Below are 22,732 nucleotides of genomic sequence, written 5' to 3'. Positions count from 1 at the left end.
CAGCCCCCTTACCTGATCAGGACGCAAGAGGGCGGGCCCGTCAATGTGTCGACGGGCCCGCCTCTGCCTTTCCGGAGCAACTGTTCACTTGCGAGCGGATTCGATATTCGTCAATATCGATATGTGTCTAATTCAGACGGATCAGTGGTCGACGCCTGCTGCGTGACGCCACCGAGGCTGCGCGAGCCACTGGACGAGCGGGCATCCGCCGAGATGGCCAAGAAATTGAAGGCGTTGGCCGACCCGGTGCGCTTGCGGCTGTTCAGCGCGATCGCCAGTCACGCCGGCGGGGAGGCCTGCGTCTGCGACGTCTCCGCGGGGATCGACGTCTCACAACCCACCGTGTCGCACCACCTCAAGGTGCTGCGGGACGCCGGCCTGTTGCGATCGGAGCGTCGCGCTTCCTGGGTGTACTACGCCGTGGTGCCCGAGGCGCTGCGCGAGATCTCCGCCCTGCTGGATCTGCACTCTGCGGCGTCGACGGGGGCGACGGCATGACCAGTACGGTCGCCGCCGATCCGGCCCCGGTGGGCAAGCTCTCGACGCTGGACCGGTTGCTGCCGGTGTGGATCGGCCTCGCCATGGCGAGCGGGCTGTTGTTGGGGCGGTGGGTCCCTGGTTTGAACGCGACGCTGGACAGCGTTCAGCTCGACGGGATCTCCTTGCCGATCGCCCTCGGTCTGCTGATCATGATGTACCCGGTGCTGGCCAAGGTGCGGTACGACCGCCTCGACACCGTGACCGGCGACCGCAGGCTGCTGCTCAGCTCGCTGCTCTTGAACTGGGTGTTCGGACCGGCATTGATGTTCGCCCTGGCCTGGTTGATGCTGCCCGATCTTCCCGAGTACCGCACCGGTCTGATCATCGTCGGTCTCGCCAGATGCATTGCGATGGTGATCATCTGGAACGACTTGGCCTGCGGTGACCGCGAAGCTGCCGCCGTGCTGGTCGCGCTCAATTCGGTCTTCCAGGTCGTCATGTTCGCGGTGCTGGGCTGGTTCTACCTGTCAGTCCTGCCCGGCTGGCTGGGTCTGGAGCAGACCACCATCGACACCTCGCCGTGGCAGATCGCCAAGTCGGTGCTGATCTTCCTGGGCATCCCGCTGCTGGCCGGCTATCTGTCGCGGCGGCTCGGCGAGAAGGCCAAGGGGCGCGACTGGTACGAAACGACGTTCCTGCCCAGGATCGGGCCGTGGGCGCTCTACGGGCTGCTGTTCACCATCGTGATCCTCTTCGCGCTGCAGGGTGAACAGATCACCAGCCAACCCTTGGACGTCGTGCGGATCGCCCTTCCCCTGCTGGCCTACTTCGCGATCATGTGGGGTGGCGGCTATCTGTGGGGCGCAGCCATCGGTCTGGGCTATCAGCGCACCACGACACTCGCGTTCACGGCGGCAGGCAACAATTTCGAGCTGGCCATCGCGGTGGCGATCGCCACCTACGGCGCGACCTCCGGGCAAGCGTTGGCCGGGGTGGTGGGCCCGCTGATCGAGGTCCCCGTCCTGGTGGCCCTGGTGTACGTGTCGTTGGCGATGCGCCGCCGGTTCCGGCGGCACGAGTCAGAAGGACTTCCCGATGTCTGAAGGAGCCACACCGTCTGTGCTGTTCGTCTGTGTCAAGAACGGCGGCAAATCGCAGATGGCTGCCGGTCTCATGCGCCAGATCGCCGGCGACACGGTGACCGTGCATTCGGCCGGCACCGAACCCGGCGCTGCGGTCAACGAGCTGTCCGCCCAGGCCCTACTCGAGGTGGGTGTCGACATCGCCGGCGAAAAGCCCAAACCGGTGGACTACGAGCTGGCCGAAGAAGTGGACCTGGTGGTCACACTCGGGCGGGAAGCCCGACTCGACCCGCTGCCGGGCGTGCGTGTGGAGAACTGGGACACCGTCGAGCCGGCCGAACGCGGGATCGACGGTCTCGACCGTATGCGCCTGGTCCGCGACGACATCGCGGCGCGTGTGCATCGCCTGCACGCAGAACTCACCGACGCCACCTCCTGACCGACCCCGTCTCCATCGGTGCGCGGGCCGACAGCGATCGCGGGCCGGAACTCGCCGCGAGCAGCGCCCCCACTGCGGCGATCCCGCCGAGGGCGACGAACATCGCGGCGTACCCGCCCAGGATGCTGGCGAGCGCGGCGCCGACGAACGGTCCGACCGCGGTGGAGATCATCACAGGGGCATTGAGAATCCCGCTCAGGTGGCCGTAGTGGGCGGCTCCCCAGCGTTCGGTGACAGCGGTGGCCTGCAGCAGCGTCATGATGCCGCGCATCACTCCCGCCCCGATGGCCGCCGCAACCAGAGCGGCGTAGGCGGTGAACAGACCCAGCAGCGCGGTGGTGGCGGCGACCCCGGCCATGATGAGCACCGTCCGCGGTACGACGCGGACGCGACGCACCAGAGTTTGGTACCCGAGGCGACCGAGCACCTGGCCGGCGCCCCCCAGACCGAGCGCGACCGCGGCGGCGCCGGTGCTGATGCCACGCTGACTCATCAGCGGCACCAGATTGGCGATCACCGCGTACGACGCGAGCCCGGCCAGGGCGAAGGCCGCGATGAGCGCGAGGAACGGCCAACTGCGCGCGGTACGGGTGGGCGCCTCCGAATGGTGTGATGTCATCGCAGGCGGCCACGGACGGCGCAGCCCGAAGAAATGCGAAGGAACGGTGATGACCGCCAGGATCGCGGCCAGAACGAGATAGGTGTGACGCCAACTCATCTGCGCGGACAGGGCGGCAGTCAGGGGTGCGAAGACGGTGCTGGCGAAACCGGCGACGAGGGTGAGCACTGTCAGCGCGCGCACGGCGTCCGCGCCGAAGTATCGGGTCAGGGCGGTGAACGCGGGTGCGTAGAACACCGCGCTCATCGCCAGTCCGGCGAGGAGCCAGGCGGCGACGAACCAACCGTAGTTCGGCGCTCCCGCGACGGCGGCCACCGAGACGACGCCGAGGGCCGAACCGGCAGTCATGATCCAGCGTGGGCCCACGCGGTCCAGCCACCGTCCGACGGGGATTCCCACCAGCGCCGAGGTCACCAAGCCCGCGGAGAACGCCGCGGTGACCGCGGGCGCGGACCAACCGGTGTCGGCGCTGATCCGGTCGGAGAGCACGGTGAAGGCGTAGTACAGCACGCCCCAGCTGGTGATCTCGGTGACGCAGAGGGTCAACAGCACCCAGCGCAGCCGGTGTGCTGCGCTGGGCGTCGTGCACGGAGGTGTCCCAGTCATCCGCCAACGGGGTTGAGCGACAACGGCAACGGTTGCGGCGTCGACGGCGCCCCGCAACACCCTCCGCCGTCGTTCTCGTCATCGGGACTGTCGAACAGGCCCGCGCCGTTGCACACCCCGGTATCGGGCAGGGTGAGCTCGACCCGCCGGGCTGCCTCGTGGTCGCCGGCCAGCTCGGCGGCGATGCTGCGGACCTGCTCGTAACCGGTCATCGCCAGGAACGTCGGCGCCCGCCCATAGGACTTCATACCGACGATGTACAGATCCGATTCGGGGTGGGCCAGCTCGGCGGCGCCGTGCGGCAGCACGCTCCCGCACGAGTGCATGTTCGGATCGATCGACGGCGCCAGGTTGACCGGGGCCTGCAGGATGGGGTCCAGATCGATGCGCATCTCCGACAGGAACGACAGGTCCGGGCGGAAACCGGTGAGCACCACCACGTGATCGGCCCCCGGCAATTGACGCCCGTCCTCTGCTGTCAACACTGCCCGCCCGCCGACGAGATCGATGCGCTCGGTGCGGAACCCGGTCGTCAGTGACACCCGGCCCGCATCCACCGCCTCCTTGGACCGCACCCCCAAGGCTCCGCGCTCGGGGAGTTCGTCGGCAGCGCCGCCGCCGAAGGTGTTGCCGGAGACTCCGCGGCGCAACACCCACGTCACCGTCGTAGCCGGAACGTCGCGCACCACCTCGCCGAGCTGGATCACCGCGGTCATCGCTGAATGCCCGCTGCCGACCACCACGACGTGCTTCCCCGCCCATGACGCGGCCCGCTCGGGTGTCGGGGGAACGTAGCTCAACACCCCCGAGGCCGCGGCGGCACGTTCACCGATCGCGGCGACACCGTCGGCGCCCGCAGGATTCGGCTGACCCCAGGTGCCCGAGGCATCGACGACCGCCCGCGCCTGCACGCGGGACTGCGTCCCGTCTGCGTCAGTCACGTGCACGACGAACGGAGCTTCCGCGCGGCCGGGGCTGACCAACCGGTCTCGGCCCAGCCGAGAGACCGCCTGCACTCGCGTGCCGAATCGAACCCGCTCACCCAGAATTGTCGCCAGCGGCGCCAGATAGCCGTCGATCCACTCCCGACCGGTCGGGAAACCCTCTGCACGGGCAATCCAGCCGGTCGGCTCCAACAGCCGAGCAGCGGCCGGGTCGACCAGCTCGGGCCACGGCGAAAAGGTGCGGACATGGCTCCATTGTTCGACCGCGGACGCGGCGGCTTCACCGGCTTCCAGCACCAGCGGGGTCAGGCCACGTTCTGACAGGTGCGCCGCTGCCGCCAACCCCAACGGGCCGGCGCCGATCACCACGACGGGCAGCTCTGACATTCTCCGATCCTTCCATCGACGTCTTTCGATGTGTCGATAGTCGTCGACCCATCGATACTTGTCAATGCGTGTGTCATGATGGGTGACATGGCGACCGCTACCGCTCCGTTGACCGCCAGTGACGCGGCGTCCTGCTGCTCGCCGCTGACCGGCGGAATTCTGGATGACGCTGCCGCTACTCGTCTCGCTGCGATGTTCAAAGCGCTCGCCGATCCGGCGCGAGTGAAGCTGATCTCCCTCATCGCCGCATCGGACGGCGGCGAGGCCTGCATCTGTGATCTCACCGGACCGCTCGGACTGAGCCAACCCACGGTGTCTCATCACATGAAGATGCTCGTCGACACCGGCCTGGTCAGCCGTGAGCCGCGCGGCAAATGGGCGTACTACCGGGTCGACACCACCACACTGGACCGCATCGCCGCTGCCGTCTCTGCGACGCGTCCGTAGCAGCGGCCCTGGCGTAGAAAGCAAATCAGGCCCCGCGAAGGGGCCTGATCAGCGAACACCTGCTCCCCCGGCTGGACTCGAACCAGCAACCCTTCGATTAACAGTCGAATGCTCTGCCAATTGAGCTACAGGGGACCGTCTGGGCCGCACCTCGATGCGGACCGAGGAGTGACTCTAGCGCAGCACCGGGGGCCTGACCAACTCGCTCCCGGCGGGCTCCCCGACCCGGCGCGCACCGCCCGGCGTGAGGCAGGATGGAACCACTACACCGTCTTGTTGGAGGGCTCTGTTGATCGGGTATGTCGCCGTGATGGCCGTCGGCTATGTGTTGGGCACCAAGGCGGGCCGACGCCGCTACGAGCAGATCGCAGGTACCTATCGCGCCGTGACGGCCAGCCCTGCGGCCAAAGCCGTCATCGAATCGTCGCGGCGCAAGATCGCCGAACGTGTCTCTCCCGACCCGAATCTGGTGGCGCTGACGCCGATCGACGAGCAGACGACGGTGCTGCACCCAGAGGCGCGCACCGAGAGGTGAACGAGAAACGCCTCGGCGGTTAGCCGATTCCCTGGTTGATCGTCTGGCCCGGGAACAGCGGGCTGGTGTAGAAGCCGCCGTTGCCGATGCCGAATCCGGGCGTACCGACGCCGATGCCGTTGCCGTTGGAGTAGGACAGGCACTTGCCGTCCTCCTTGTTGCCGTACCAGGCCAGGCACGGCGGGGCGGCGGAGGCGTCCGGCGCGGGAGCGGAGTACACCGCAGCGGCGATGGGAGCGGCCACCACGGTGGCAGCGAATGCGCCGACGGTCAGATAGCGCTGAATCCTGGTCATGGATGCCACAGTGAGATGCCTTCCGCTAGCCGTTCCCCCGACGGTTTATAGCGCGCTCACCATATCGCGTTACATCACCTCATGCAGAGATGTCATCTCCGCTGGCCTGTTCGAGCAGGCTGCGGCGGTAGGCCTCCATCGCGACCAGGTCGCCGAACAGCGCGTGGTATTCGTCGCCCTGCTCGACCGGTGACATCCGCTGCAGCTTCGATTTCACCTCGGCGATCTGGCGGCCCACCCAGACTTCCTGCAGACGGGCCAGCACCCCACCGACGTAGCGGGGCAACTTCTCCTCGTCCTCGACCCGGAACGCCTCCGCGCAGAGTTCGTTGACGAGGTTCGCCGCTGCCGGCGCGGCGGTCTTGTCGCGCACCGCCTCGATCCACTGCGCACCGGACAGACCCGCCGCGGTGCCGCCCGCCGCCTCGACCGCCGCGCGCACCGCCCGGTAACCGGGATGGGTGAAGCTGTCGATGGTCAACGCATCGAACACCGGGCCGGCCATCACGGGGTACTGCAGCGCCGCCTTGAGCGCCTCACGCTGCGGCCACAGGGTGGGGTCCTTCGGGTCCGGCCGTGATGCGGCGTCCTGGGTGTGCTGCGGTACGGCGGGCGACGAACTGGTCGCGGTGTTGCGGCGCCGCCGTCCGCCCTCGGGCATCCCGCGCTTCTGCGCCTCCTCGCGGACCCGGCTGAGCACCTGCGCCTCGTCGGGCCAGCCCGTCCACCCCGCGAGCCGGCGCGCGTACTCGTCGCGCAGCGCGTAATCACGGATCCGGGCCGCCAGCGGTACGCACCGGCGCAGCGCGTCGACCTGCGCCGACGGATCGTTGTCGAGGACGTCGCCGGCCGGGATCTGGCTGCGGATGGCGAACTCGAACATCGGGATCCGGCGCGCCACCAGATCGCGCAGGGCGTTGTCGCCGGCCTTCAGCCGCAGATCGCAGGGATCCATCCCGTCGGCGGCGACGGCGACGAACGATTTGCCCGCCACCTGCTGATCGCCGTCGAACGCCTTCAATGCGGCGGCCTGGCCGGCGGCGTCACCGTCGAAGACGAAGATCAGTTCGCCGCGGTACCAGTTGTCGTCCATCATCAGCCGGCGCAGCAGCGCGAGGTGGCCGTCGCCGAAGGCGGTGCCGCAGGATGCGACAGCGGTGGTCTCACCGGCCAGGTGCATGGCCATCACGTCGGTGTAGCCCTCGACGACGACGGCGCGGTGCGATTTGGCGATATCGCGTTTGGCGAGGTCGAGTCCGAACAGCACCGACGACTTCTTGTACAGCACCGTCTCCGGGGTGTTGACGTACTTCGCTTCCATCGGGTCGTCATCGAAGATGCGGCGCGCACCGAATCCGATGACCTCCCCGCCGCTGGCGCGGATTGGCCACAGCAGGCGACGGTGGAAACGGTCCATCGGCCCGCGCTTGCCCTCGCGGGACAGTCCCGCCGCCTCGAGCTCCTTGAACTCGAAACCCTTGCGCAACAGATGCTTTGTCAACCTGTCCCAGCCCGACGGGGCGAACCCGCACCCGAAGCGCGTCGCCGCGGCGGCGTCGAACCGGCGCTCGATCAGGTACTGCCGCGCCGGTGCGGCCTCCTCGGTCTGCAGCGCCTCGGCGTAGAACTCGGCGGCGGCGGCGTTGGCCGCCAGCAGACGGCTGCGGCTGCCCCGGTCCCGCTGCACCGAGGTGCTCGTTGCGCCGGTGTAGGTGACGGTGTAGCCGACCCGATCGGCCAGCAGTTCGACGGCCTCGACGAAGCTGACGTGCTCGATCTTTTGCAGGAACGCGTAGACGTCACCGCCCTCGCCGCAGCCGAAACAGTGGAAATGGCCGTGGTTGGGCCGCACGTGGAAGGACGGGGACTTCTCGTCGTGGAAGGGGCACAACCCCTTCAGCGAATCGGCGCCGGCCCTGCGCAACTGCACGTAGTCGCCGACGACGTCGTCGATGCCGACGCGTTCACGGATGGCCGCGATATCGCGATCTGCAATGCGCCCGGCCATCGGGTCATTCTAAGGGTCGCGGCGACCGCGCCTCGTGCACTCGCTCCAGCCGCCCCTCGGTGTAGGACGCGATCTGGTCGACCACGGCGCGCAACCGGGCGCCGTCGTCGTCGGCCGCGGCGAAACCGGCCGCGAACTGCGGATCCAGACTGCCCGGCGCCTGGGCCCACAACGCCAGCGCGACCTCCTGGATGCGGGTGCGCTGATCGGTCTGAATCCCCAGATGCCCGTGGTCGGACATGATGAAGTGCAGGGCCAGGGTCTTGAGCAGGGCCACCTCGGCGCGCACCAGGACCGGCACCGCGAGCTCGGCCTGGAAGCGGCGCAGCGGACCCGGACCGGCGACCTTTCGCGTCTCGGCGATCGCGGCGTTGGCGAAACGGCCGACGAGTTCACTGGTCAGCCGCTTGAGCGCGACGGACGCGGTCAGGGTGCCGTCGTACTTTCCGACCGCCGCCACCACCGGCACCTCCGAGAGCCGTTGCGCGGCGGCGAGGAGGTCGTCGGGGGTCAGCGACGGGAACGACCGGGCGCCCAGATGCGCCAGCGTCGCGGCCTCGTCGGCGTCGGCCAGCACCCGCAGGTCGATACGGCCCGAGACCACCCCGTCCTCCACGTCGTGCACGGAATAGGCGACGTCGTCGGCCCAGTCCATCACCTGGGCCTCCAGACACGGCCGTTCGGCGGGCGCGCCGTCGCGTACCCAGGCGGCCGCGGTGAGGTCGTCGTCGTAGAACCCGAACTTCTTGCGGTCGCCGAACCGCTGCCACGGATACTTCGTCACCGCGTCGAGCGCCGCCCTGGTCAGGTTGAGCCCGGCCGAGTTACCTTCCGCATCAAGCACTTTGGGCTCGAGACGGGTCAGGATGCGGAAGTTCTGCGCGTTCCCCTCGAATCCACCGAACGATTTGGCGATCTCGTTGAGCGCGCGTTCGCCGTTGTGGCCGTAGGGCGGATGTCCGATGTCGTGGGCCAGGCCCGCGAGATCCACCAGATCGGAATCGCAGCCCAGCCCGACGGCCATCCCCCGGCCGATCTGCGCGACCTCCAGTGAGTGCGTCAGCCGGGTGCGCGGCGTCTCCCCCTCGCGGGGACCGACCACCTGCGTCTTGTCGGCGAGGCGGCGCAGCGCCGCGCAGTGCAGCACCCGCGCCCGGTCCCTGGCGAAAGCGGTGCGGTGCTCGGTGTCGGTGCCGGGCAGCGTGGCAGCCTTGGGCGGTTCGGCCACCATCCGCTCGGTGTCGAACTCGTCATAGCTGTCATCTCGTGAATTCACCGAGGCACAGTCTGCCAGCACGTGCGACGGGAAACTCCGGGCCCGCGCCGCGCTCGCACTAGATTGGCGAACATGCGATTCGCCCGACTCTTCGGCCTGCTCGCCGCCCTCATGACCACCGCGGCCCTGGTGGCGCCCGGTGCCGTCGCGGAACCGCCGCTGCGGCTGCCCACCTACATCACCGATCACGCAGGGGCGTTGAGCCCGTCCGGCACGACTGAGGTCCAGTCCGCCATCGACGCGCTCTACAACGAGCGCCGGATCCGGCTCTGGGTGGTGTTTGTCGAGGACTTCTCCGGACAGGACCCGCAGGCGTGGGCCCAGTCCACCTATCAGCGCAGCAGTCTGGGCGATCAGGACGCCATCCTGGCCGTCGCCACCGTCGACCGCGCGTACGCGTTCCTGGCCCGGCCCGGCGCGCTGGGCGGCATCGACATCGACGAGGTGCGCCGCAACGACGTCGAACCCCTGCTGCGCACCGGCGACTGGGCCGGCGCAGCGGTGGCCGCCGCCGACGGACTGGCCACGACCAAGACGACCGGCGGGGTCAGCTGGGTCGGCATGCTGACCGTGCTGGCGGTGCTCGCGGTGGCGCTGGCGGGGCTGGTCTTCTGGCAGCGCAGCAAGCGGCGCAAGCGCCGCGAGGCCGAATTCGCCGCCGCACAGCGGGTGGACCCCTCAGACCCCGAGGCGCTGGCGCGCGTATCGCTCGACGCGCTCGACGACCTGTCCCGGCGGATGGTGGTCGAGGTGGACAACGAACTGCGCACCAGCGACAGCGAATTGGCGCTGGCCGTCGAGGAATTCGGGGAACGCGACACCGCGGCGTTCACCCAGGCGGTGACCAATGCGAAGAACACCCTCGCCCAGGCGCTCAACGTGCGCCACATCCTCGACGACGCGGTCCCCGAGACGCCGCAGCAGCGCCGTGACCTGCTGACCCGCGTCATCGTCTCGGCGGCCCACGCCGACCGGGAGCTCGAGGCGCAGCGCGAGGCGTTCGCCCAACTGCGCGATTTGGTGATCAACGCCCCAGACCGGCTGGACAAGCTGACCCAGCAGATGGTCGACCTGACCGCGCGGCTGACGCCGGCCGAGCAGACACTGGGCGGGTTGCGCAACCAGTTCGCCGAGGCCGCCCTGGTGTCGGTGTCCGACAACATCGACGAGGCCCGGCGGCGACTCGAGTTCGCCGACCAGAACATCAGTGCCGCAAGGAATTTGGTGGCGCGTCCGGCAGACCGGCAGACCGGTCTGGTCGACGCCATCCATGCCGCCGAGGCCGCGCTCGGACAGGCCCGCACCCTGCTGGACGCCGTCGACAGCGCCGCCACCGACATCAGCCGCGCCGTGGCCGGTCTGCCTGCCGCGATCGCCGACACCCAGAACGGCATCAATCAGGCCGGAGCGCAGCTGGCCCAGGGCCGGCTGGCGGTGGCCACCGAGCTGAGCGACGCCCGCGACGCCGCGGTCGCTGCGGTTGCCCACGCACAGAGCGACGGCAGCGCCGACCCGCTGGGCAGCTTCACCCGACTCACCAAGGCCGACGCCGAGCTCGACCGCCTGCTCGCCGACGTCGCCCAGGAACGGCAGACCGTCGAGCGGCTCACCCGTCAGTACGACCAGGCGCTGTTCACCGCGCAGTCACAGGTGCGGGCGGTGTCCGACTACATCGACACCCGCCGCGGGATCGTCGGCCCGGAGGCCCGCACCCGGTTGGCCGAGGCGGTGCGGCAGCTGCAGGCTGCCCGGGACAAGCGGGACACCGATCTGGCCGAGGCGATCGCCCATGCCAACGGCGCCGCGATGCTGGCCGGCCAGGCACAGTCGATGGCCAACTCAGATGTCGTTGCGGCGCAACGGCATTACGGCGGACCGTACGGCGGTGGTGGCGGCGGTCAGATGGGCGCCGTGATCGGCGGCATCCTGATCGGCAACATGCTCGGCGGCGCGATGCGCGGCGGCTTCGGCGGCGGCGGGTTCGGCGGTGGCTTCGGCGGCGGCGGTTTCGGAGGTGGCGGCGGAGGCGGCTTCAGCGGCGGCGGAGGCCGCTTCTAGACGCCCTTGAGCCGCACCGCGAGGTAGTCGCTCACCGCGTCGAGCGCGACGCGGTCCTGCGTCATCGAATCGCGCTCCCGGATGGTCACCGAGTGGTCCTCGAGGGAGTCGAAGTCGACGGTGATGCAGAACGGCGTGCCGATCTCGTCCTGGCGGCGGTAGCGCCTGCCGATCGCCCCCGCGTCGTCGAATTCGACGTTCCACGCCTTGCGCAGTTCGGCGGCCAGGTCGCGGGCCTTCGGCGACAGGTCGGCGTGGCGCGACAGCGGCAGCACGGCGGCCTTGACCGGCGCCAGCCGCGGATCCAGCCGCAGCACCGTGCGCTTGTCGACGCCGCCCTTGGCGTTGGGCGCCTCGTCCTCGGTGTAGGCGTCGACGAGGAATGCCATCACCGAGCGGGTCAGACCGGCTGCCGGTTCGATCACGTACGGCACGAACCGGGTGTCGCTGGCCTGGTCGTAGAACGACAGGTCGGTTCCGGAGTGCTTGGAGTGCGTCGACAGGTCGAAGTCGGTGCGGTTGGCGATGCCTTCGAGCTCACCCCATTCGCTGCCCTGGAACTTGAACCGGTACTCGATGTCGACGGTGCGGTCCGAGTAGTGCGAGAGCTTTTCTTTTGGATGCTCGTAGAGCCGCAGGTTGTCGCGGTCGATGCCGAGGTCGACGTACCACTGCAGGCGGGTGTCGATCCAGTACTGGTGCCATTCCTTGGCCGTCGACGGCTCGACGAAGAACTCCATCTCCATCTGTTCGAACTCGCGGGTCCGGAAGATGAAGTTGCCCGGGGTGATCTCGTTGCGGAAGCTCTTGCCGATCTGGCCAATACCGAACGGCGGCTTACGCCGCGCAGTGGTGACCACGTTGGCGAAGTTGACGAAGATGCCCTGCGCGGTCTCGGGCCGCAGGTAGTGCAGACCCTCCTCGGTCTCGATCGGGCCGAGGTAGGTCTTGAGCATCATGTTGAAGTCGCGGGGCTCGGTCCACTCACCCTTGGTGCCGCAGTCGGGGCAGGTGATCTCGGACATCGCGACCGAATCCGGGTCGTCGAGACCCTTCTTCTCCGCAAAGGCCTCCTGCATGTGGTCCTGCCGGTGACGCTTGTGGCAGTTGAGGCACTCGACGAGCGGATCGTTGAAGACCTCGACGTGTCCGGAGGCGACCCACACCTCGCGCGGCAGGATGATCGCGCTGTCCAGGCCGACGACGTCGTCGCGCCCGGTGACCACCGACCGCCACCACTGCCGCTTGATGTTCTCCTTCAGCTCGACGCCGAGGGGGCCGTAGTCCCACGCCGACTTGGTGCCGCCATAGATCTCGCCAGACTGGAAGACGAGGCCACGACGCTTCGCCAGATTCGCAACGGTGTCGATGATCGAAGATGGAGCCACGGGACAACAGCGTAGCGACCGGCCGGAGCCGCTCCGCCCCCACGCCGCCCCAACCCCCGTTGACATGCGCATGAGCGCATGTAATCTGGCTCAGTAATGAAAACCGTTTCCACGATCGCCGCGGACACCGAGCACCATCACCATGCCGCCGCCGCCCCCGAACTCCCCGGCCGTGATGTGCTCGACACCGCCGGTGAGCTCCTGCGGGCGTTGGCCGCGCCGCTGCGGATCGCGATCGTGCTGCAGTTGCAGCAGTCCACGCGCTGCGTTCACGAGCTGGTCGATGCCCTCGGCGTGCCCCAGCCGCTGGTGAGCCAGCACCTGCGCATCCTCAAGCAGGCCGGCGTCGTCGCCAGTGAACGCTCGGGCCGGGAGGTGCTCTACCGGCTCGTCGACGCCCACCTCGCCCACATCGTCAACGATGCGGTGGCGCACGCCGAGGAGGGGCACCGGTGAGCCCGGCGCAGGTGCGCGCGACCCGCCAGCGCGCCGCGATCACCGAACTGCTCGACGAACTCGACGATTTCCGCTCCGCACAGGAGCTGCACGACGTGCTGCGGCAGCGCGGTGAGGGCATCGGCCTGACGACGGTCTACCGCGCGCTGCAGTCGATGGCCGAGGCCGGCCTCGTCGACACCCTGCGCACCGACACCGGCGAATCGGTCTACCGACGCTGCTCCGACGAACACCACCATCACCTGGTCTGCCGGGCCTGCGGCGCGACCGTGGAGATCCAGGGCGGACAGGTCGAGACGTGGGCCGCCGACATCGCCCGCGAACACGGCTTCTCCGACGTCAGCCACACCATCGAGATCTTCGGGGTGTGCGGCGACTGCGCCGGGCTGACCTCAGTCGACTAGCGCGCGGCGCACCTCGGCGCCGTTGGCGAGCACCAGCAGCACCAGCGTGCGCAGCGCGTCATCGGGCAGTCCGGTCGCCGGGAAGTTGTAGCGCAGCAGCACATCCGCGGTCTTCTTCTTCGCCGCCAGCGACACGGTGCCCAGCAGGGTGGTGTGCGCGTGGGTCAGCACGGCGCTGCGCAGGCGGTTGTCCAGCGGCTGGTCCCACGCCAGGATCTGGGTCAGCGACACCAGTTCGAGATCGTCGGCGATCGCCACCACCCGCAGCGAGGCGATGGTGCCGTCGTGCCGCACGGTCAGTGCGCCGTCGTCCTCCCGGGTGAGGTCGACGACGTCGGTGAGGGCCGCGGCAAGGCGCGCCGGGTCCACCGGTCAGGCCCTACCGAAGCGACGGTTGCGGTGCACGTATTCCTCGCAGGCCGCCCACAGATCGCGGCGGTCGTAATCGGGCCAGAGTTTGTCCTGGAACACGTATTCGGCATACGCGGACTGCCACAGCAGGAAGTTGCTCGCGCGCTGCTCCCCCGAGGTCCGGATGAACAGGTCGACGTCGGGGATGTCGGCGCGGTGCAGATGCTTGGCGAACTGGGCCTCGCTGATGCGGCTGGGGTTGATCTTGCCGTCGACGGCCTCCTGGGCGAGCTGACGGGTCGCCTCCAGGATCTCGGTGCGGCCGCCGTAGTTCACGCAGTAGTTGATGGTGATGACGTCGTTGTCGACGGTCATCTGCTCGGCGATGTCGAATTCCTTGATGACGCTGCGCCACATCCGCGGCCGCGACCCGACCCAGCGCATCCGCACACCCATGTCGTTGAGGTTCTCGCGACGGCGGCGCACCACCTCGCGGTTGAACCCCATCAAGAAGCGGACCTCCTCGGTGCTGCGCTTCCAGTTCTCGGTGGAGAAGGCGTACACGGTGAGGTGCTTGATACCGATCTCGATGGCGCCGCAGGTGATGTCGATGAGCACCGCCTCGCCCATCTTGTGGCCCTCGGTGCGGCCGAGCCCGCGCTGGGTGGCCCAGCGGCCGTTGCCGTCCATCACCACGGCGACGTGCTGGGGTACCTGATCGGCGGGGATCTTCGGCGCGGCGGCCTTGGAAGTGTGCTGCGGGGGACGGCAGAACCGGCCGTTGGTATTCGGCGGCAGCTCCGGGAAGATGACCGGCCACGTCGACTTGTCGGGGAACTCGGGGTAGTCCTCGGCGGGCGCGTCGAGCTGCGGGTACAGCTCCTTCTTGCGCTCAGCCGCCCGCCGCGAGCTGCTCACCCGGTTCGTCACCACGGTGCACATCCTGCCGCAACACGGTGATGCGGTGGTCGGCGACCACTTGATCAACCCGGTGGACCCGTTCCACCAGCGGCAACGTCCGTAACTGCCGTTCCAGATGCCACTGCAGATGCGCTGCCACCAGGCCGCTGGCCTGGCTGCGGTGCGACGACGAGGACATCTCGGCGGCCGCCCAGTCACCGTCGTGTAGCGCCGACATCAAATCGATGACGGCCTGGGGTGGGGTGACCGATCCCGACGGCCGGCAGTGCACGCACACGCTGCCGCCGGCGGCGACGTGGAACGCCCGGTGCGGGCCGGGGGTGGCGCAGCGCGCGCACTCGGTGAGCGCCGGCGCCCAGCCGGCGATTCCCATGGCCCGCAACAGGTATGCGTCCAGCACCAGTTCCCGGGGCCGGGTGGCGTCGGCGACGGCGCGCAGCGCCCCGACGGTGAGCCGGTGCAGCGCGGGCGCAGGCGCGCGTTCCTCACCGGCCAGCCGCTCGGCGGTCTCGAGGACCGCGCAGGCACAGGTGTAGCGGCCGTAGTCGCTGACGATGTCGGCGGCGAACGCGTCGATCGCCTGGACCTGGGTGACGATGTCGAGGTTGCGGCCGGGGTGCAGCTGGACGTCGATGTGGGCGAACGGCTCCAGCCGGGCGCCGAACTTGCTTCTGGTGCGGCGCACCCCTTTGGCGACCGCGCGGACCAACCCGTGGTCGCGGGTCAGCAGGGTGACGATCCGGTCGGCTTCCCCCAGCTTGTGTTGGCGCAGCACGACGGCGCGGTCCCGGTAAAGCCGCATTCGTCCAGTGTTCCACCCCATCGGCCCGACCCCGGCGCGCAGCGCCGATAAGGTTGGCACCGATGGCAGATTCGTTCACCCCCCGACCCCGCCGGACCTCCTTCCCCACTCTGACCGATCAGCTGTATCAGCAGGCCAGCGGGGCGGTGACGGCCGAGGATCTGACGCGCCGGTCGCTGCACGCCATCACCGCCAGCCAGGGCACCCTCAACGCGTTTCGCGTGGTGCTCACCGAACGGGCGCTCGCCGACGCCGCCGAGGCCGACCGGCTGCGCGCCGAGGGCCGGGACCGTCCGCTGCTGGGCATCCCGATCGCGGTCAAGGACGACATCGACGTGGCAGGTGTGCCGACGCGCTTCGGCACCGGCGGCGACGTGCGACCTGCCGCCGAGGACGCCGAGGTGGTGCGCCGGCTGCGGGCGGCGGGTGCGGTGATCGTCGGCAAGACCAACACCTGCGAACTCGGCCAGTGGCCGTTCACCAGCGGGCCGGCGTTCGGTCACACCCGCAATCCGTGGTCGCGTGAGCACACGCCCGGCGGATCGTCGGGCGGTAGCGCCGCCGCGGTGGCTGCGGGTCTGGTCACGGCCGCGATCGGCTCCGATGGGGCGGGCAGCGTCCGCATCCCGGCCGCGTGGACCCATCTGGTCGGCATCAAACCGCAGCGGGGCCGGATCTCGACGTGGCCGCTGCCCGAGGCGTTCAACGGAATCACCGTCAACGGCGTCCTCGCCCGGACCGTCACCGATGCGGCGCTCGTCCTCGACGCCGCGTCCGGCAACGCGCCGGGCGATCTGCACCGGCCCCCGCGCGTGCGGGTCTCCGACTACGCCGCCCATCCGCCCGGACCGCTACGCGTCGCACTGTCGACGCGGTTCCCGTTCACCGGGTTCCGGGCCAAGCTGCACCCCGAGATCGCGGCGGCGTTACACGCTGTGGCCGGACAGCTCGAGCTGCTGGGCCACAGCGTGCGGCCCGCCGATCCGGACTACAGCCTCGGGATGAGTTGGAACTTCCTGTCCCGCTCCACATCCGGGCTGCGCGACTGGGCCGAGCGGCTCGGCCACGACGTCGAGCTGGACAAGCGGACCAAAGCCAACATGCGGTTGGGCTGGATGCTGTCCGAGCACGTGCTGCGCAAAGCGCGGGCCAAGGAGGCGGCCGCGCAGACGCGGATGGGCTGGCTGTTCAACATCTGCGACGTGGTGCTGGCGCCGACAACCGCACTGCCGCCACCTCCGGTGCACGACTTCGACGGGCGGGGCGGCCTGTCCACCGACCGGGCGATGATCCAAGCCTGTCCGGTGACGTGGCCGTGGAACCTGCTGGGCTGGCCGTCGATCAACATCCCCGCCGGTTTCACCTCCGAGGGCCTGCCCATCGGCGTGCAGTTGATGGGGCCGGCGAACAGCGAACCGCTGCTGGTCTCGCTGGCCGCGGCACTGGAGGCCATCAACGGCTGGGCGGCGCGTCAGCCCGAGGTGTGGTGGGACACCCCGCAGATGGGTGACCGCAAGCCCGAGATCGAAGCCACGGCGGAGTCGGCCGCCGAACCGGTGGAGTTTCGCGAGACGGCTTAGCCTTGCGGGTGCCGCGGTCCGCGAGTGTGAAACCGTTGCGATATTCGGGCCGGTTTCTCGCAGTGAGTTCACACTGGGCGACCTTGCCCGCCCCGCGATATCGCTTAGAAGCCCAGGCGGCCCAGCTGTTTCGGGTCGCGCTGCCAGTTCTTGGCGATCTTCACCCGCAGGTCGAGATAGACCTTCGTGCCGAGCAGTTTCTCGATCTGAGTGCGCGCCGCGGTTCCGACCTCACGCAACCGCGCACCGCCCTTGCCGATCACGATGCCCTTCTGACTGTCGCGTTCGACATAGAGAATTGCGTGCACGTCGATGAGCTCACCCTGCTCCGGGGAGCGGCCTTCGCGGGGACTGACCTCGTCGATCACCACCGCCAGCGAATGCGGCAGCTCGTCGCGCACGCCCTCCAGCGCCGCCTCGCGGATGAGCTCGGCCATGAGCACCTCCTCGGGCTCGTCGGTCAGCTCTCCCTCGGGGTAGAACGCCGGGCCCGGTGGCAGCTTCGCGGCGAGCACACCGGTGAGCACGTCGAGTTGTTCACCCTGGGTCGCGGACACCGGCACGATGTCGACATCCGGGCCGGCCAACTCGCTGACGGCCATCAGCTGGGCGGCGACTTTGTCCTTGGTGACCTTGTCGATCTTCGTCACGACCACCACCAGCGTGGTCCGCGGGGCGACTGCGCGGATCTGTTCGTGGATCCACCGGTCCCCCGGCCCGATCGTCTCGTCGGCAGGAATGCACAGGCAGATGATGTCGACCTCGGAGTAGGTGTCCTTGACCAGCTCGTTGAGCCGCTGCCCGAGCAGTGTGCGCGGCCGGTGCAGACCCGGGGTGTCGACGAGGATGATCTGGAAGTCCTCGCGGTGCACGATGCCGCGGATGGTGTGCCGAGTGGTCTGCGGCCGGTTCGACGTGATCGCCACTTTCGAGCCGACCAGTGCGTTCGTCAGCGTCGACTTGCCGGTGTTGGGGCGGCCGACGAAACAGACGAAGCCGGAACGGAATTCGCTCACGCGAGGACCTTGCCCGCCCGGTCGGTGACGATGACCGCAGCCCCGGCGGAAAGCTCACGCACTGCGGCGACCCCGGCGTCGTCCGCCGCTCCGCCCACCAGTACCGCGGCCTCCAGTCCGGTGGCCCCACTGGATACCGCCGCCGCGACCGCGGCCTGCAGCGCCGTGAGTTCCAGAGCAGCCAGGGCCACGGGGGCGCCCGCGTAGGTGCGGCCGTCGAGATCGCGGACCGCGGCCCCGCTGGCCGACTCCGTGCGTCCCATCGCACCGCGCGCCAGCGTCACCAGCTTCGCATCTTCGGCGTCGAGCTCAGGCACCGCGCTCCTCCGGTTCGCTCTCGTCGTTCTCGTCGGGTTCGGTGGGACTGATCAGCACGGTGCCGATCCGCACCCGGCCGCGGTGGTCGGCGCCGCCCTCGGCGCGGAGTCGTAACCCGTCCCAGGTGACCTCGGCCCCGGGGAGCGGAACGCGGCCCAGCTCGAGCGCGATCAGCCCGCCCACGGTGTCGACGTCGAGGTCCTCGCTGACCTGGATGTCGTAGAGGTCGTTGAGGTCCTCGATCGGCAGGCGAGCCGACACCCGGTACTGCCCGTCGCCGAGATCTTCGACGGGCGCGACCTCGTCGGTGTCGTACTCGTCGGCGATCTCCCCGACGATCTCCTCGAGCACGTCCTCGATGGTGACCAGCCCGGCGATGGCGCCGTATTCGTCGACCAGCAGCGCCATGTGATAGCGGTCGCGCTGCATCTCGCGGAGCAGTTCGTCGAGCGGTTTGGAGTCCGGCACGAACACCGCGGGTCGCATCACCTGCCCGACGGTGGTGTCCCTGCCGCCGTTGACCGAGTAGTAGGTCTGCTGGACAAGGTCTTTGAGGTAGACGACGCCCACGACGTCGTCGACGTTCTCGCCGATCACCGGGATCCGGGAGTGCCCGCTGCGCACCGCCAGGGAGGTCGCTTGGCCCGCCGTTTTGTCGCGTTCGATCCACACCATCTCGGTGCGCGGCACCATCACCTCGCGCGCCGGGGTGTCCCCGAGTTCGAACACCGACTGGATCATCCGGCGCTCGTCGTCGGCGACGACGCCGCGCTGCTGGGCCAGGTCGACGACCTCACGCAGCTCGATCTCCGAGGCGAAGGGGCCGTGCCGGAAGCCGCGGCCGGGGGTCAGCGCGTTGCCGATGAGCACCAGCAGCCGACTGATGGGCAGCAGCAGCACCGAGATCGCCTGCAGCGGAAGCGCGGTGTAGAGCGCGATCGGATAGGCGTGCTGCCTGCCGAGGGTGCGCGGACCGACGCCGACCGCCACGAAGCTGACGACGGCCATGATGCCCGCGGCCGCGGCCAGGCCCCAGCTGACACCGAGGTGTCCGTCGAGGTAGGCGGCGAGCAGCACGGTCGCGGTCACCTCGCAGGTGATTCGCAGCAGCACGATGAGGTTGATGAAGCGCGGCCGCTCGTTCATCACCCGTGAAAGGCGTACCGCGCCAGGCCGTTCCTCGCGGACGAGTTCTTCGACGCGGGCCATCGACACCGTGCTCAGGGCGGCGTCGATCGCGGCGAACAGGCCGCCCAACGCAACCAGGACGATGGCGCCGACCAGCTGGGCGAGCCCGTTCACGGTGTGTCGAAGTGTCGGGATTTGTCCAGCAACCGGCGGTCCCGCTCGAGCTGGCGGTCCTGGTGGTAGGCCTCGACCTGCTCGGCCACCCACTCCTCGAGTAGTTCGCGCTGCAGGGCGAACATCTCCTTCTCCTCATCGGGTTCGGCGTGGTCGTAGCCGAGCAGATGCAGGACGCCGTGCACGGTCAGCAGCGCGAGTTCGTGGCCGAGCGAATGTCCAGCGGTCTCGGCCTGTTTCGCGGCGAACTCCGGACACAGCACGATGTCGCCGAGCATGGCCGGGCCCGGATCCGGTGCGTCGGGCCTGCCGCCGGGTTCGAGCTCGTCCATCGGGAAGCTCATCACGTCGGTGGGTCCGGGCAGGTCCATCCACCGCATGTGCAGATCGGCCATCGAGGACGTGTCAAGCAACACCATCGACAGCTCGGCGGCCGGATGCACCTTCATCTTGTCGATGACGAACCGGGCGACGCTGATCAGCTCCTCTTCGGACACGTCCATACCGGATTCGTTGGATACCTCGATGCTCATGGTCGCCTACCGGCCCGGCGCTGGGCGCGGTTGAGTTGGCTGGGCTCCTCGAACCGGGCGTAGGCGTCGACGATCTCGCCGACCAACCGGTGCCGGACGACGTCGGCGCTGGTGAGTTCGGCAAAATGGATGTCGTCGACGTTGTTGAGGGCGCGCGAGGCGGTTTCGAGACCGGACGCCGCCCCACCCGGCAGGTCGACCTGGGTGACGTCACCGGTGACCACCATCTTCGAACCGAAGCCGAGACGGGTGAGGAACATCTTCATCTGCTCGCCGGTGGTGTTCTGCGCCTCGTCGAGAATGATGAACGCGTCGTTCAATGACCTGCCCCGCATGTACGCCAGCGGCGCCACCTCGATGACGCCCGCACCCATCAGCTTGGGGATCAGTTCGGGGTCCATCATGTCGTGCAGCGCGTCGTAGAGCGGCCGCAGATAAGGGTCGATCTTCTCGCTGAGCGTGCCGGGCAGGAAGCCCAGGCGTTCGCCGGCCTCGACCGCGGGACGGGTCAGGATGATCCGGCTGACCTGCTTGGTCTGCAGTGCGGCGACAGCCTTAGCCATCGCGAGATAGGTCTTACCGGTGCCCGCCGGACCGATGCCGAACACGATGGTGTGCGCATCGATGGCGTCGACGTAGCGCTTCTGGTTGAGCGTCTTGGGCCGGATGGTCTTGCCGCGCCGCGACAGGATGTCGAGCGTCAGCACCTCAGCGGGCGATTCCTCGCCGGTGCCGGACAGCATCGCGACGCTGTGCCGGACCGCGTCGGCGCTGAGCGCCTGACCGCCGGCGACGATCGCGATGAGTTCGGAGACCACCCGTTCGGCGAGCGCCACGTCAGCCGGGTCACCGGACAGCGTCACGGTGTTGCCGCGGACGTGGATATCGGCCGCCATCAGCGACTCGAGTGCGCGGAGGTTCCCGTCGGCCGAGCCGAGCAGGCCCATCACGAGGTCGGGCGGAACATTCATGCTGGTGCGCACTTCGGTCGCGTCAGCGTTCGTTTCGCGGGGCGTCACGTGCGGTGTTCTGCCTGCTTTCGTGTTGTCGGGCGGCGGAGCGACAGTTGCTGCCGCCGTCGGCCAGTCTACCGCCGGCCATCACGGTGGCCCACTCCCCGAGGTTCGCTGGTATACCTGGCCACTGGTATGCCCGAGCCTTCCACCTACCGGCCCCGCATCGCCGCCGTCGCGTGGATCACCGGCGCGGTGGTCTACCTCGGTGCGGAGGCCGCGGCAGCGGCGGCCTGGGAGGGCTACCACTACGCGAACCACGTCATCAGCGACCTGGGTGTTCCCGGCCGGCCGCTGGCCACGCTGATGAACGTCGCCTTCGGTGTGCAGGGCGCGATGTTCCTGCTCGGCGCGGTGCTGGCCCAGCGCCGCTCCGCGCGGTGGTTGACGGTGTTCGCCGCGGCCAATGCGATCGGGAACCTGCTGGTCGCGACGGTGCACGCCGGGGCGGGTCCGCTGCACGTCGTGGGGGCGGCGCTGGCCATCGTCGGCGGTAACGCGGCCGCGATCGTCGGCGCCGGGCTGAACGGGGGCAGGTCCTACCGGATCAGCTCTCGGCTGCTCGGCGCCGTCGGGCTGATCTGTACCGCCGCGCTGGTGGCACAGGTCGGGATCGTCCCCGCCGCGGTGTGGGAGCGCGCCGCGGTCTATCCGATCTTCGCGTGGCAGCTGCTCGCCGCGGGGATGCTATTGCTGCCAGCGCGACGTGAGCACGCCGAGCGCACCTAACGCCACCGCCGCGGCGGTCGAGGTGCGCAGCACGGTCGGTCCGAGCCGCACGGCCTGCGCCCCCGCCGCGGTCAGCGTGGCCAACTCCTCGTCGCTGATCCCGCCCTCCGGCCCGACGATCAGCAGTACCGCGTTCGCCGCGGACAGCGGGATGCCGGTCAGCGGTCCGGTGGCCGACTCGTGCAGCGCGAGCACCGTCGCCCCCGCGGCCACCTCGGATTCCACCCGTTGGGTCAGGTCGGCGGTGCTCAGCACGCCGGTGACCGGCGGGATGTACGCCCGCCGCGACTGCCGGGCCGCAGAGCGCGCCACCGCACCCCAGCGGCGCAAGCCTTTGTCCGACTTGGCCCCGGACTCCCAGCGCGCCACACAGCGGGCGGCCTGCCACGCCACCACCGCGTCGGCCCCGGCCTCGGTGGCCAGCTCGACCGCCAGTTCACCGCGGTCGGATTTCGGGATCGCCTGTACGACGGTGACCGTGGGTACGGCTGCGGCGACGGTGCGGCGTTCGAGGACCCGGGCGGTCAGCGTGCCCTTGGCGACGTCGGTGACCACGCAGCGCGCGACGGTGCCGACGCCGTCTGCGAGATCCAGCTGTTCGCCGGTACGGGTGCGCCGCACGGTGGCGGCGTGGAACCCCTCGTCACCCTCGACGACGACCGACTGCCCGGGTTCGGGCACGGCGTCGACGTAGAACAGCGCTGTACTCATGCGCGATCCCGCTCCGCTTCTCGCTGGACACT

At 69.2% G+C, this 22,732-nt stretch carries 23 protein-coding genes, 1 tRNA gene and 1 pseudogene; 9 read left to right on the top strand and 16 right to left on the bottom strand.

Annotation, left to right across the window (positions count from 1 at the left end; translation table 11 throughout):
* The first annotated feature begins 213 nt into the window (after positions 1-213).
* Entirely contained in the window at positions 214-498 is a 285-nt protein-coding gene (locus tag A5757_RS21765) for a metalloregulator ArsR/SmtB family transcription factor (protein ID WP_156618651.1), read from the top strand.
* Positions 495-2,001 (top strand): annotated as a pseudogene (arsB, locus tag A5757_RS21760) (ACR3 family arsenite efflux transporter). Before A5757_RS21765 ends, arsB begins: the two are co-directional and overlap by 4 nt.
* Here arsB and A5757_RS21750 read toward each other — a convergent pair.
* Both A5757_RS21750 and A5757_RS21745 read right to left on the bottom strand, forming a co-directional pair.
* Positions 1,982-3,226, bottom strand: a complete 1,245-nt coding sequence (locus A5757_RS21750; protein WP_066838618.1) for an MFS transporter — start codon at positions 3,224-3,226, stop codon at positions 1,982-1,984. The pseudogene arsB and the gene A5757_RS21750 sit on opposite strands and share 20 nt — an antisense overlap.
* A complete protein-coding gene (locus tag A5757_RS21745; RefSeq protein ID WP_066838615.1) occupies positions 3,223-4,557 on the bottom strand; it encodes an NAD(P)-binding domain-containing protein in 1,335 nt (444 codons plus the stop codon). Before A5757_RS21745 ends, A5757_RS21750 begins: the two co-directional genes overlap by 4 nt.
* A gap of 87 nt (positions 4,558-4,644) precedes the next feature.
* Here A5757_RS21745 and A5757_RS21740 point away from each other — a divergent pair, with 87 nt between their 5' ends.
* Entirely contained in the window at positions 4,645-5,004 is a 360-nt protein-coding gene (locus A5757_RS21740; RefSeq protein ID WP_156618621.1) for a metalloregulator ArsR/SmtB family transcription factor, read from the top strand.
* A 62-nt stretch (positions 5,005-5,066) separates the two neighbouring features.
* Here A5757_RS21740 and A5757_RS21735 read toward each other — a convergent pair.
* Positions 5,067-5,139 (bottom strand) — tRNA-Asn (locus A5757_RS21735).
* A gap of 154 nt (positions 5,140-5,293) precedes the next feature.
* On the opposite strand from A5757_RS21735, the gene A5757_RS21730 reads away from it, so the two are divergent.
* Positions 5,294-5,539: a hypothetical protein gene (locus A5757_RS21730; RefSeq protein WP_066838592.1), complete on the top strand. Its 246-nt coding sequence runs from the start codon at positions 5,294-5,296 to the stop codon at positions 5,537-5,539.
* Positions 5,540-5,558: 19 nt separating this feature from the next.
* Here the strand turns inward: A5757_RS21730 and A5757_RS21725 are convergent, their stop codons facing one another.
* The 3 genes from A5757_RS21725 to A5757_RS21715 all read right to left on the bottom strand — a co-directional run bounded on the left by A5757_RS21725 (position 5,559) and on the right by A5757_RS21715 (position 9,118).
* On the bottom strand, positions 5,559-5,834 hold the full coding sequence (locus A5757_RS21725; RefSeq protein ID WP_197497409.1) for a hypothetical protein: 276 nt from the start codon (positions 5,832-5,834) through the stop codon (positions 5,559-5,561).
* 79 nt (positions 5,835-5,913) lie between these two features.
* Positions 5,914-7,842 carry a DNA primase gene (gene dnaG / locus A5757_RS21720; RefSeq protein WP_066838588.1) on the bottom strand — a complete coding sequence of 643 codons (1,929 nt, stop codon included), beginning with the start codon at positions 7,840-7,842 and terminating at the stop codon, positions 5,914-5,916.
* A gap of 4 nt (positions 7,843-7,846) precedes the next feature.
* Positions 7,847-9,118 carry a deoxyguanosinetriphosphate triphosphohydrolase gene (locus tag A5757_RS21715; protein ID WP_066838814.1) on the bottom strand — a complete coding sequence of 424 codons (1,272 nt, stop codon included), beginning with the start codon at positions 9,116-9,118 and terminating at the stop codon, positions 7,847-7,849.
* A gap of 72 nt (positions 9,119-9,190) precedes the next feature.
* On the opposite strand from A5757_RS21715, the gene A5757_RS21710 reads away from it, so the two are divergent.
* Positions 9,191-11,176, top strand: a complete 1,986-nt coding sequence (locus A5757_RS21710; RefSeq protein WP_066838585.1) for a TPM domain-containing protein — start codon at positions 9,191-9,193, stop codon at positions 11,174-11,176.
* Here A5757_RS21710 and A5757_RS21705 read toward each other — a convergent pair.
* Positions 11,173-12,564 (bottom strand): glycine--tRNA ligase, encoded by a 1,392-nt coding sequence (locus A5757_RS21705; RefSeq protein ID WP_066838583.1) that lies wholly within the window; start codon positions 12,562-12,564, stop codon positions 11,173-11,175. The two genes, A5757_RS21710 and A5757_RS21705, sit on opposite strands and share 4 nt — an antisense overlap.
* 96 nt (positions 12,565-12,660) lie before the next feature.
* On the opposite strand from A5757_RS21705, the gene A5757_RS21700 reads away from it, so the two are divergent.
* Complete coding sequence (locus tag A5757_RS21700) at positions 12,661-13,020, top strand: helix-turn-helix transcriptional regulator (RefSeq protein ID WP_066838580.1); 360 nt, start codon at positions 12,661-12,663, stop codon at positions 13,018-13,020.
* Positions 13,017-13,424 (top strand): Fur family transcriptional regulator, encoded by a 408-nt coding sequence (locus tag A5757_RS21695; protein ID WP_066838574.1) that lies wholly within the window; start codon positions 13,017-13,019, stop codon positions 13,422-13,424. The genes A5757_RS21700 and A5757_RS21695 overlap by 4 nt, the downstream gene beginning before the upstream one ends.
* On the opposite strand, the gene A5757_RS21690 is transcribed toward A5757_RS21695, so the two are convergent.
* From A5757_RS21690 to recO, 3 genes are read right to left on the bottom strand one after another with little or no spacing between them, the layout of a single operon-like run.
* Positions 13,413-13,793 (bottom strand): hypothetical protein, encoded by a 381-nt coding sequence (locus A5757_RS21690; protein ID WP_066838571.1) that lies wholly within the window; start codon positions 13,791-13,793, stop codon positions 13,413-13,415. The genes A5757_RS21695 and A5757_RS21690 overlap by 12 nt on opposite strands.
* Before the next feature lie 3 nt (positions 13,794-13,796).
* Positions 13,797-14,717, bottom strand: coding sequence for a decaprenyl diphosphate synthase (locus A5757_RS21685; RefSeq protein WP_066838568.1), 921 nt, complete (start codon positions 14,715-14,717; stop codon positions 13,797-13,799).
* Positions 14,668-15,498: a DNA repair protein RecO gene (gene recO / locus A5757_RS21680; protein ID WP_066838565.1), complete on the bottom strand. Its 831-nt coding sequence runs from the start codon at positions 15,496-15,498 to the stop codon at positions 14,668-14,670. Before recO ends, A5757_RS21685 begins: the two co-directional genes overlap by 50 nt.
* A 62-nt stretch (positions 15,499-15,560) precedes the next feature.
* Here recO and A5757_RS21675 point away from each other — a divergent pair, with 62 nt between their 5' ends.
* Positions 15,561-17,078: an amidase gene (locus tag A5757_RS21675; RefSeq protein WP_066838562.1), complete on the top strand. Its 1,518-nt coding sequence runs from the start codon at positions 15,561-15,563 to the stop codon at positions 17,076-17,078.
* A gap of 104 nt (positions 17,079-17,182) precedes the next feature.
* On the opposite strand, the gene era is transcribed toward A5757_RS21675, so the two are convergent.
* Genes era through A5757_RS21650 form a run of 5 tightly spaced genes read right to left on the bottom strand, consistent with a single transcriptional unit; the run spans position 17,183 to position 21,266 of the window.
* A complete protein-coding gene (gene era, locus A5757_RS21670; protein ID WP_066838559.1) occupies positions 17,183-18,094 on the bottom strand; it encodes a GTPase Era in 912 nt (303 codons plus the stop codon).
* Positions 18,091-18,357, bottom strand: coding sequence for a cytidine deaminase (locus tag A5757_RS21665; protein ID WP_231984080.1), 267 nt, complete (start codon positions 18,355-18,357; stop codon positions 18,091-18,093). Before A5757_RS21665 ends, era begins: the two co-directional genes overlap by 4 nt.
* 46 nt (positions 18,358-18,403) lie before the next feature.
* The gene (locus A5757_RS21660; protein ID WP_066838550.1) at positions 18,404-19,714 is read right to left on the bottom strand and encodes a hemolysin family protein; all 1,311 of its coding nucleotides are present in this window, start codon (positions 19,712-19,714) and stop codon (positions 18,404-18,406) included.
* Positions 19,711-20,247, bottom strand: a complete 537-nt coding sequence (gene ybeY / locus A5757_RS21655; RefSeq protein WP_066838546.1) for an rRNA maturation RNase YbeY — start codon at positions 20,245-20,247, stop codon at positions 19,711-19,713. Before ybeY ends, A5757_RS21660 begins: the two co-directional genes overlap by 4 nt.
* Complete coding sequence (locus A5757_RS21650) at positions 20,244-21,266, bottom strand: PhoH family protein (protein ID WP_066838542.1); 1,023 nt, start codon at positions 21,264-21,266, stop codon at positions 20,244-20,246. Before A5757_RS21650 ends, ybeY begins: the two co-directional genes overlap by 4 nt.
* 129 nt (positions 21,267-21,395) lie before the next feature.
* On the opposite strand from A5757_RS21650, the gene A5757_RS21645 reads away from it, so the two are divergent.
* A complete protein-coding gene (locus A5757_RS21645; RefSeq protein WP_066838539.1) occupies positions 21,396-21,989 on the top strand; it encodes a DUF998 domain-containing protein in 594 nt (197 codons plus the stop codon).
* Here the strand turns inward: A5757_RS21645 and A5757_RS21640 are convergent.
* The gene (locus tag A5757_RS21640) at positions 21,948-22,700 is read right to left on the bottom strand and encodes a 16S rRNA (uracil(1498)-N(3))-methyltransferase (protein ID WP_066838537.1); all 753 of its coding nucleotides are present in this window, start codon (positions 22,698-22,700) and stop codon (positions 21,948-21,950) included. The genes A5757_RS21645 and A5757_RS21640 overlap by 42 nt on opposite strands.
* Positions 22,701-22,732: the final 32 nt, after the last annotated feature.

Source organism: Mycobacterium sp. 852013-51886_SCH5428379, assembly GCF_001665575.1.
Lineage (GTDB): Bacteria > Actinomycetota > Actinomycetes > Mycobacteriales > Mycobacteriaceae > Mycobacterium.
This window is presented reverse-complemented; position numbering and strand designations above follow the sequence as displayed.

Excerpts from the sequence above, each read along its gene's own strand:
- A5757_RS21765 (WP_156618651.1), top strand. The coding sequence starts at position 214 with ATGGCCAAGAAATTGAAGGCGTTGGCCGACCCGGTGCGCTTGCGGCTG.
- A5757_RS21750 (WP_066838618.1), bottom strand. The coding sequence starts at position 3,226 with ATGACTGGGACACCTCCGTGCACGACGCCCAGCGCAGCACACCGGCTG.
- A5757_RS21745 (WP_066838615.1), bottom strand. The coding sequence starts at position 4,557 with ATGTCAGAGCTGCCCGTCGTGGTGATCGGCGCCGGCCCGTTGGGGTTG.
- A5757_RS21740 (WP_156618621.1), top strand. The coding sequence starts at position 4,645 with ATGGCGACCGCTACCGCTCCGTTGACCGCCAGTGACGCGGCGTCCTGC.
- A5757_RS21725 (WP_197497409.1), bottom strand. The coding sequence starts at position 5,834 with ATGACCAGGATTCAGCGCTATCTGACCGTCGGCGCATTCGCTGCCACC.
- dnaG (WP_066838588.1), bottom strand. The coding sequence starts at position 7,842 with ATGGCCGGGCGCATTGCAGATCGCGATATCGCGGCCATCCGTGAACGC.
- A5757_RS21710 (WP_066838585.1), top strand. The coding sequence starts at position 9,191 with ATGCGATTCGCCCGACTCTTCGGCCTGCTCGCCGCCCTCATGACCACC.
- A5757_RS21700 (WP_066838580.1), top strand. The coding sequence starts at position 12,661 with ATGAAAACCGTTTCCACGATCGCCGCGGACACCGAGCACCATCACCAT.
- A5757_RS21685 (WP_066838568.1), bottom strand. The coding sequence starts at position 14,717 with ATGTGCACCGTGGTGACGAACCGGGTGAGCAGCTCGCGGCGGGCGGCT.
- recO (WP_066838565.1), bottom strand. The coding sequence starts at position 15,498 with ATGCGGCTTTACCGGGACCGCGCCGTCGTGCTGCGCCAACACAAGCTG.
- A5757_RS21675 (WP_066838562.1), top strand. The coding sequence starts at position 15,561 with ATGGCAGATTCGTTCACCCCCCGACCCCGCCGGACCTCCTTCCCCACT.
- A5757_RS21665 (WP_231984080.1), bottom strand. The coding sequence starts at position 18,357 with ATGGGACGCACGGAGTCGGCCAGCGGGGCCGCGGTCCGCGATCTCGAC.
- ybeY (WP_066838546.1), bottom strand. The coding sequence starts at position 20,247 with ATGAGCATCGAGGTATCCAACGAATCCGGTATGGACGTGTCCGAAGAG.
- A5757_RS21645 (WP_066838539.1), top strand. The coding sequence starts at position 21,396 with ATGCCCGAGCCTTCCACCTACCGGCCCCGCATCGCCGCCGTCGCGTGG.
- A5757_RS21640 (WP_066838537.1), bottom strand. The coding sequence starts at position 22,700 with ATGAGTACAGCGCTGTTCTACGTCGACGCCGTGCCCGAACCCGGGCAG.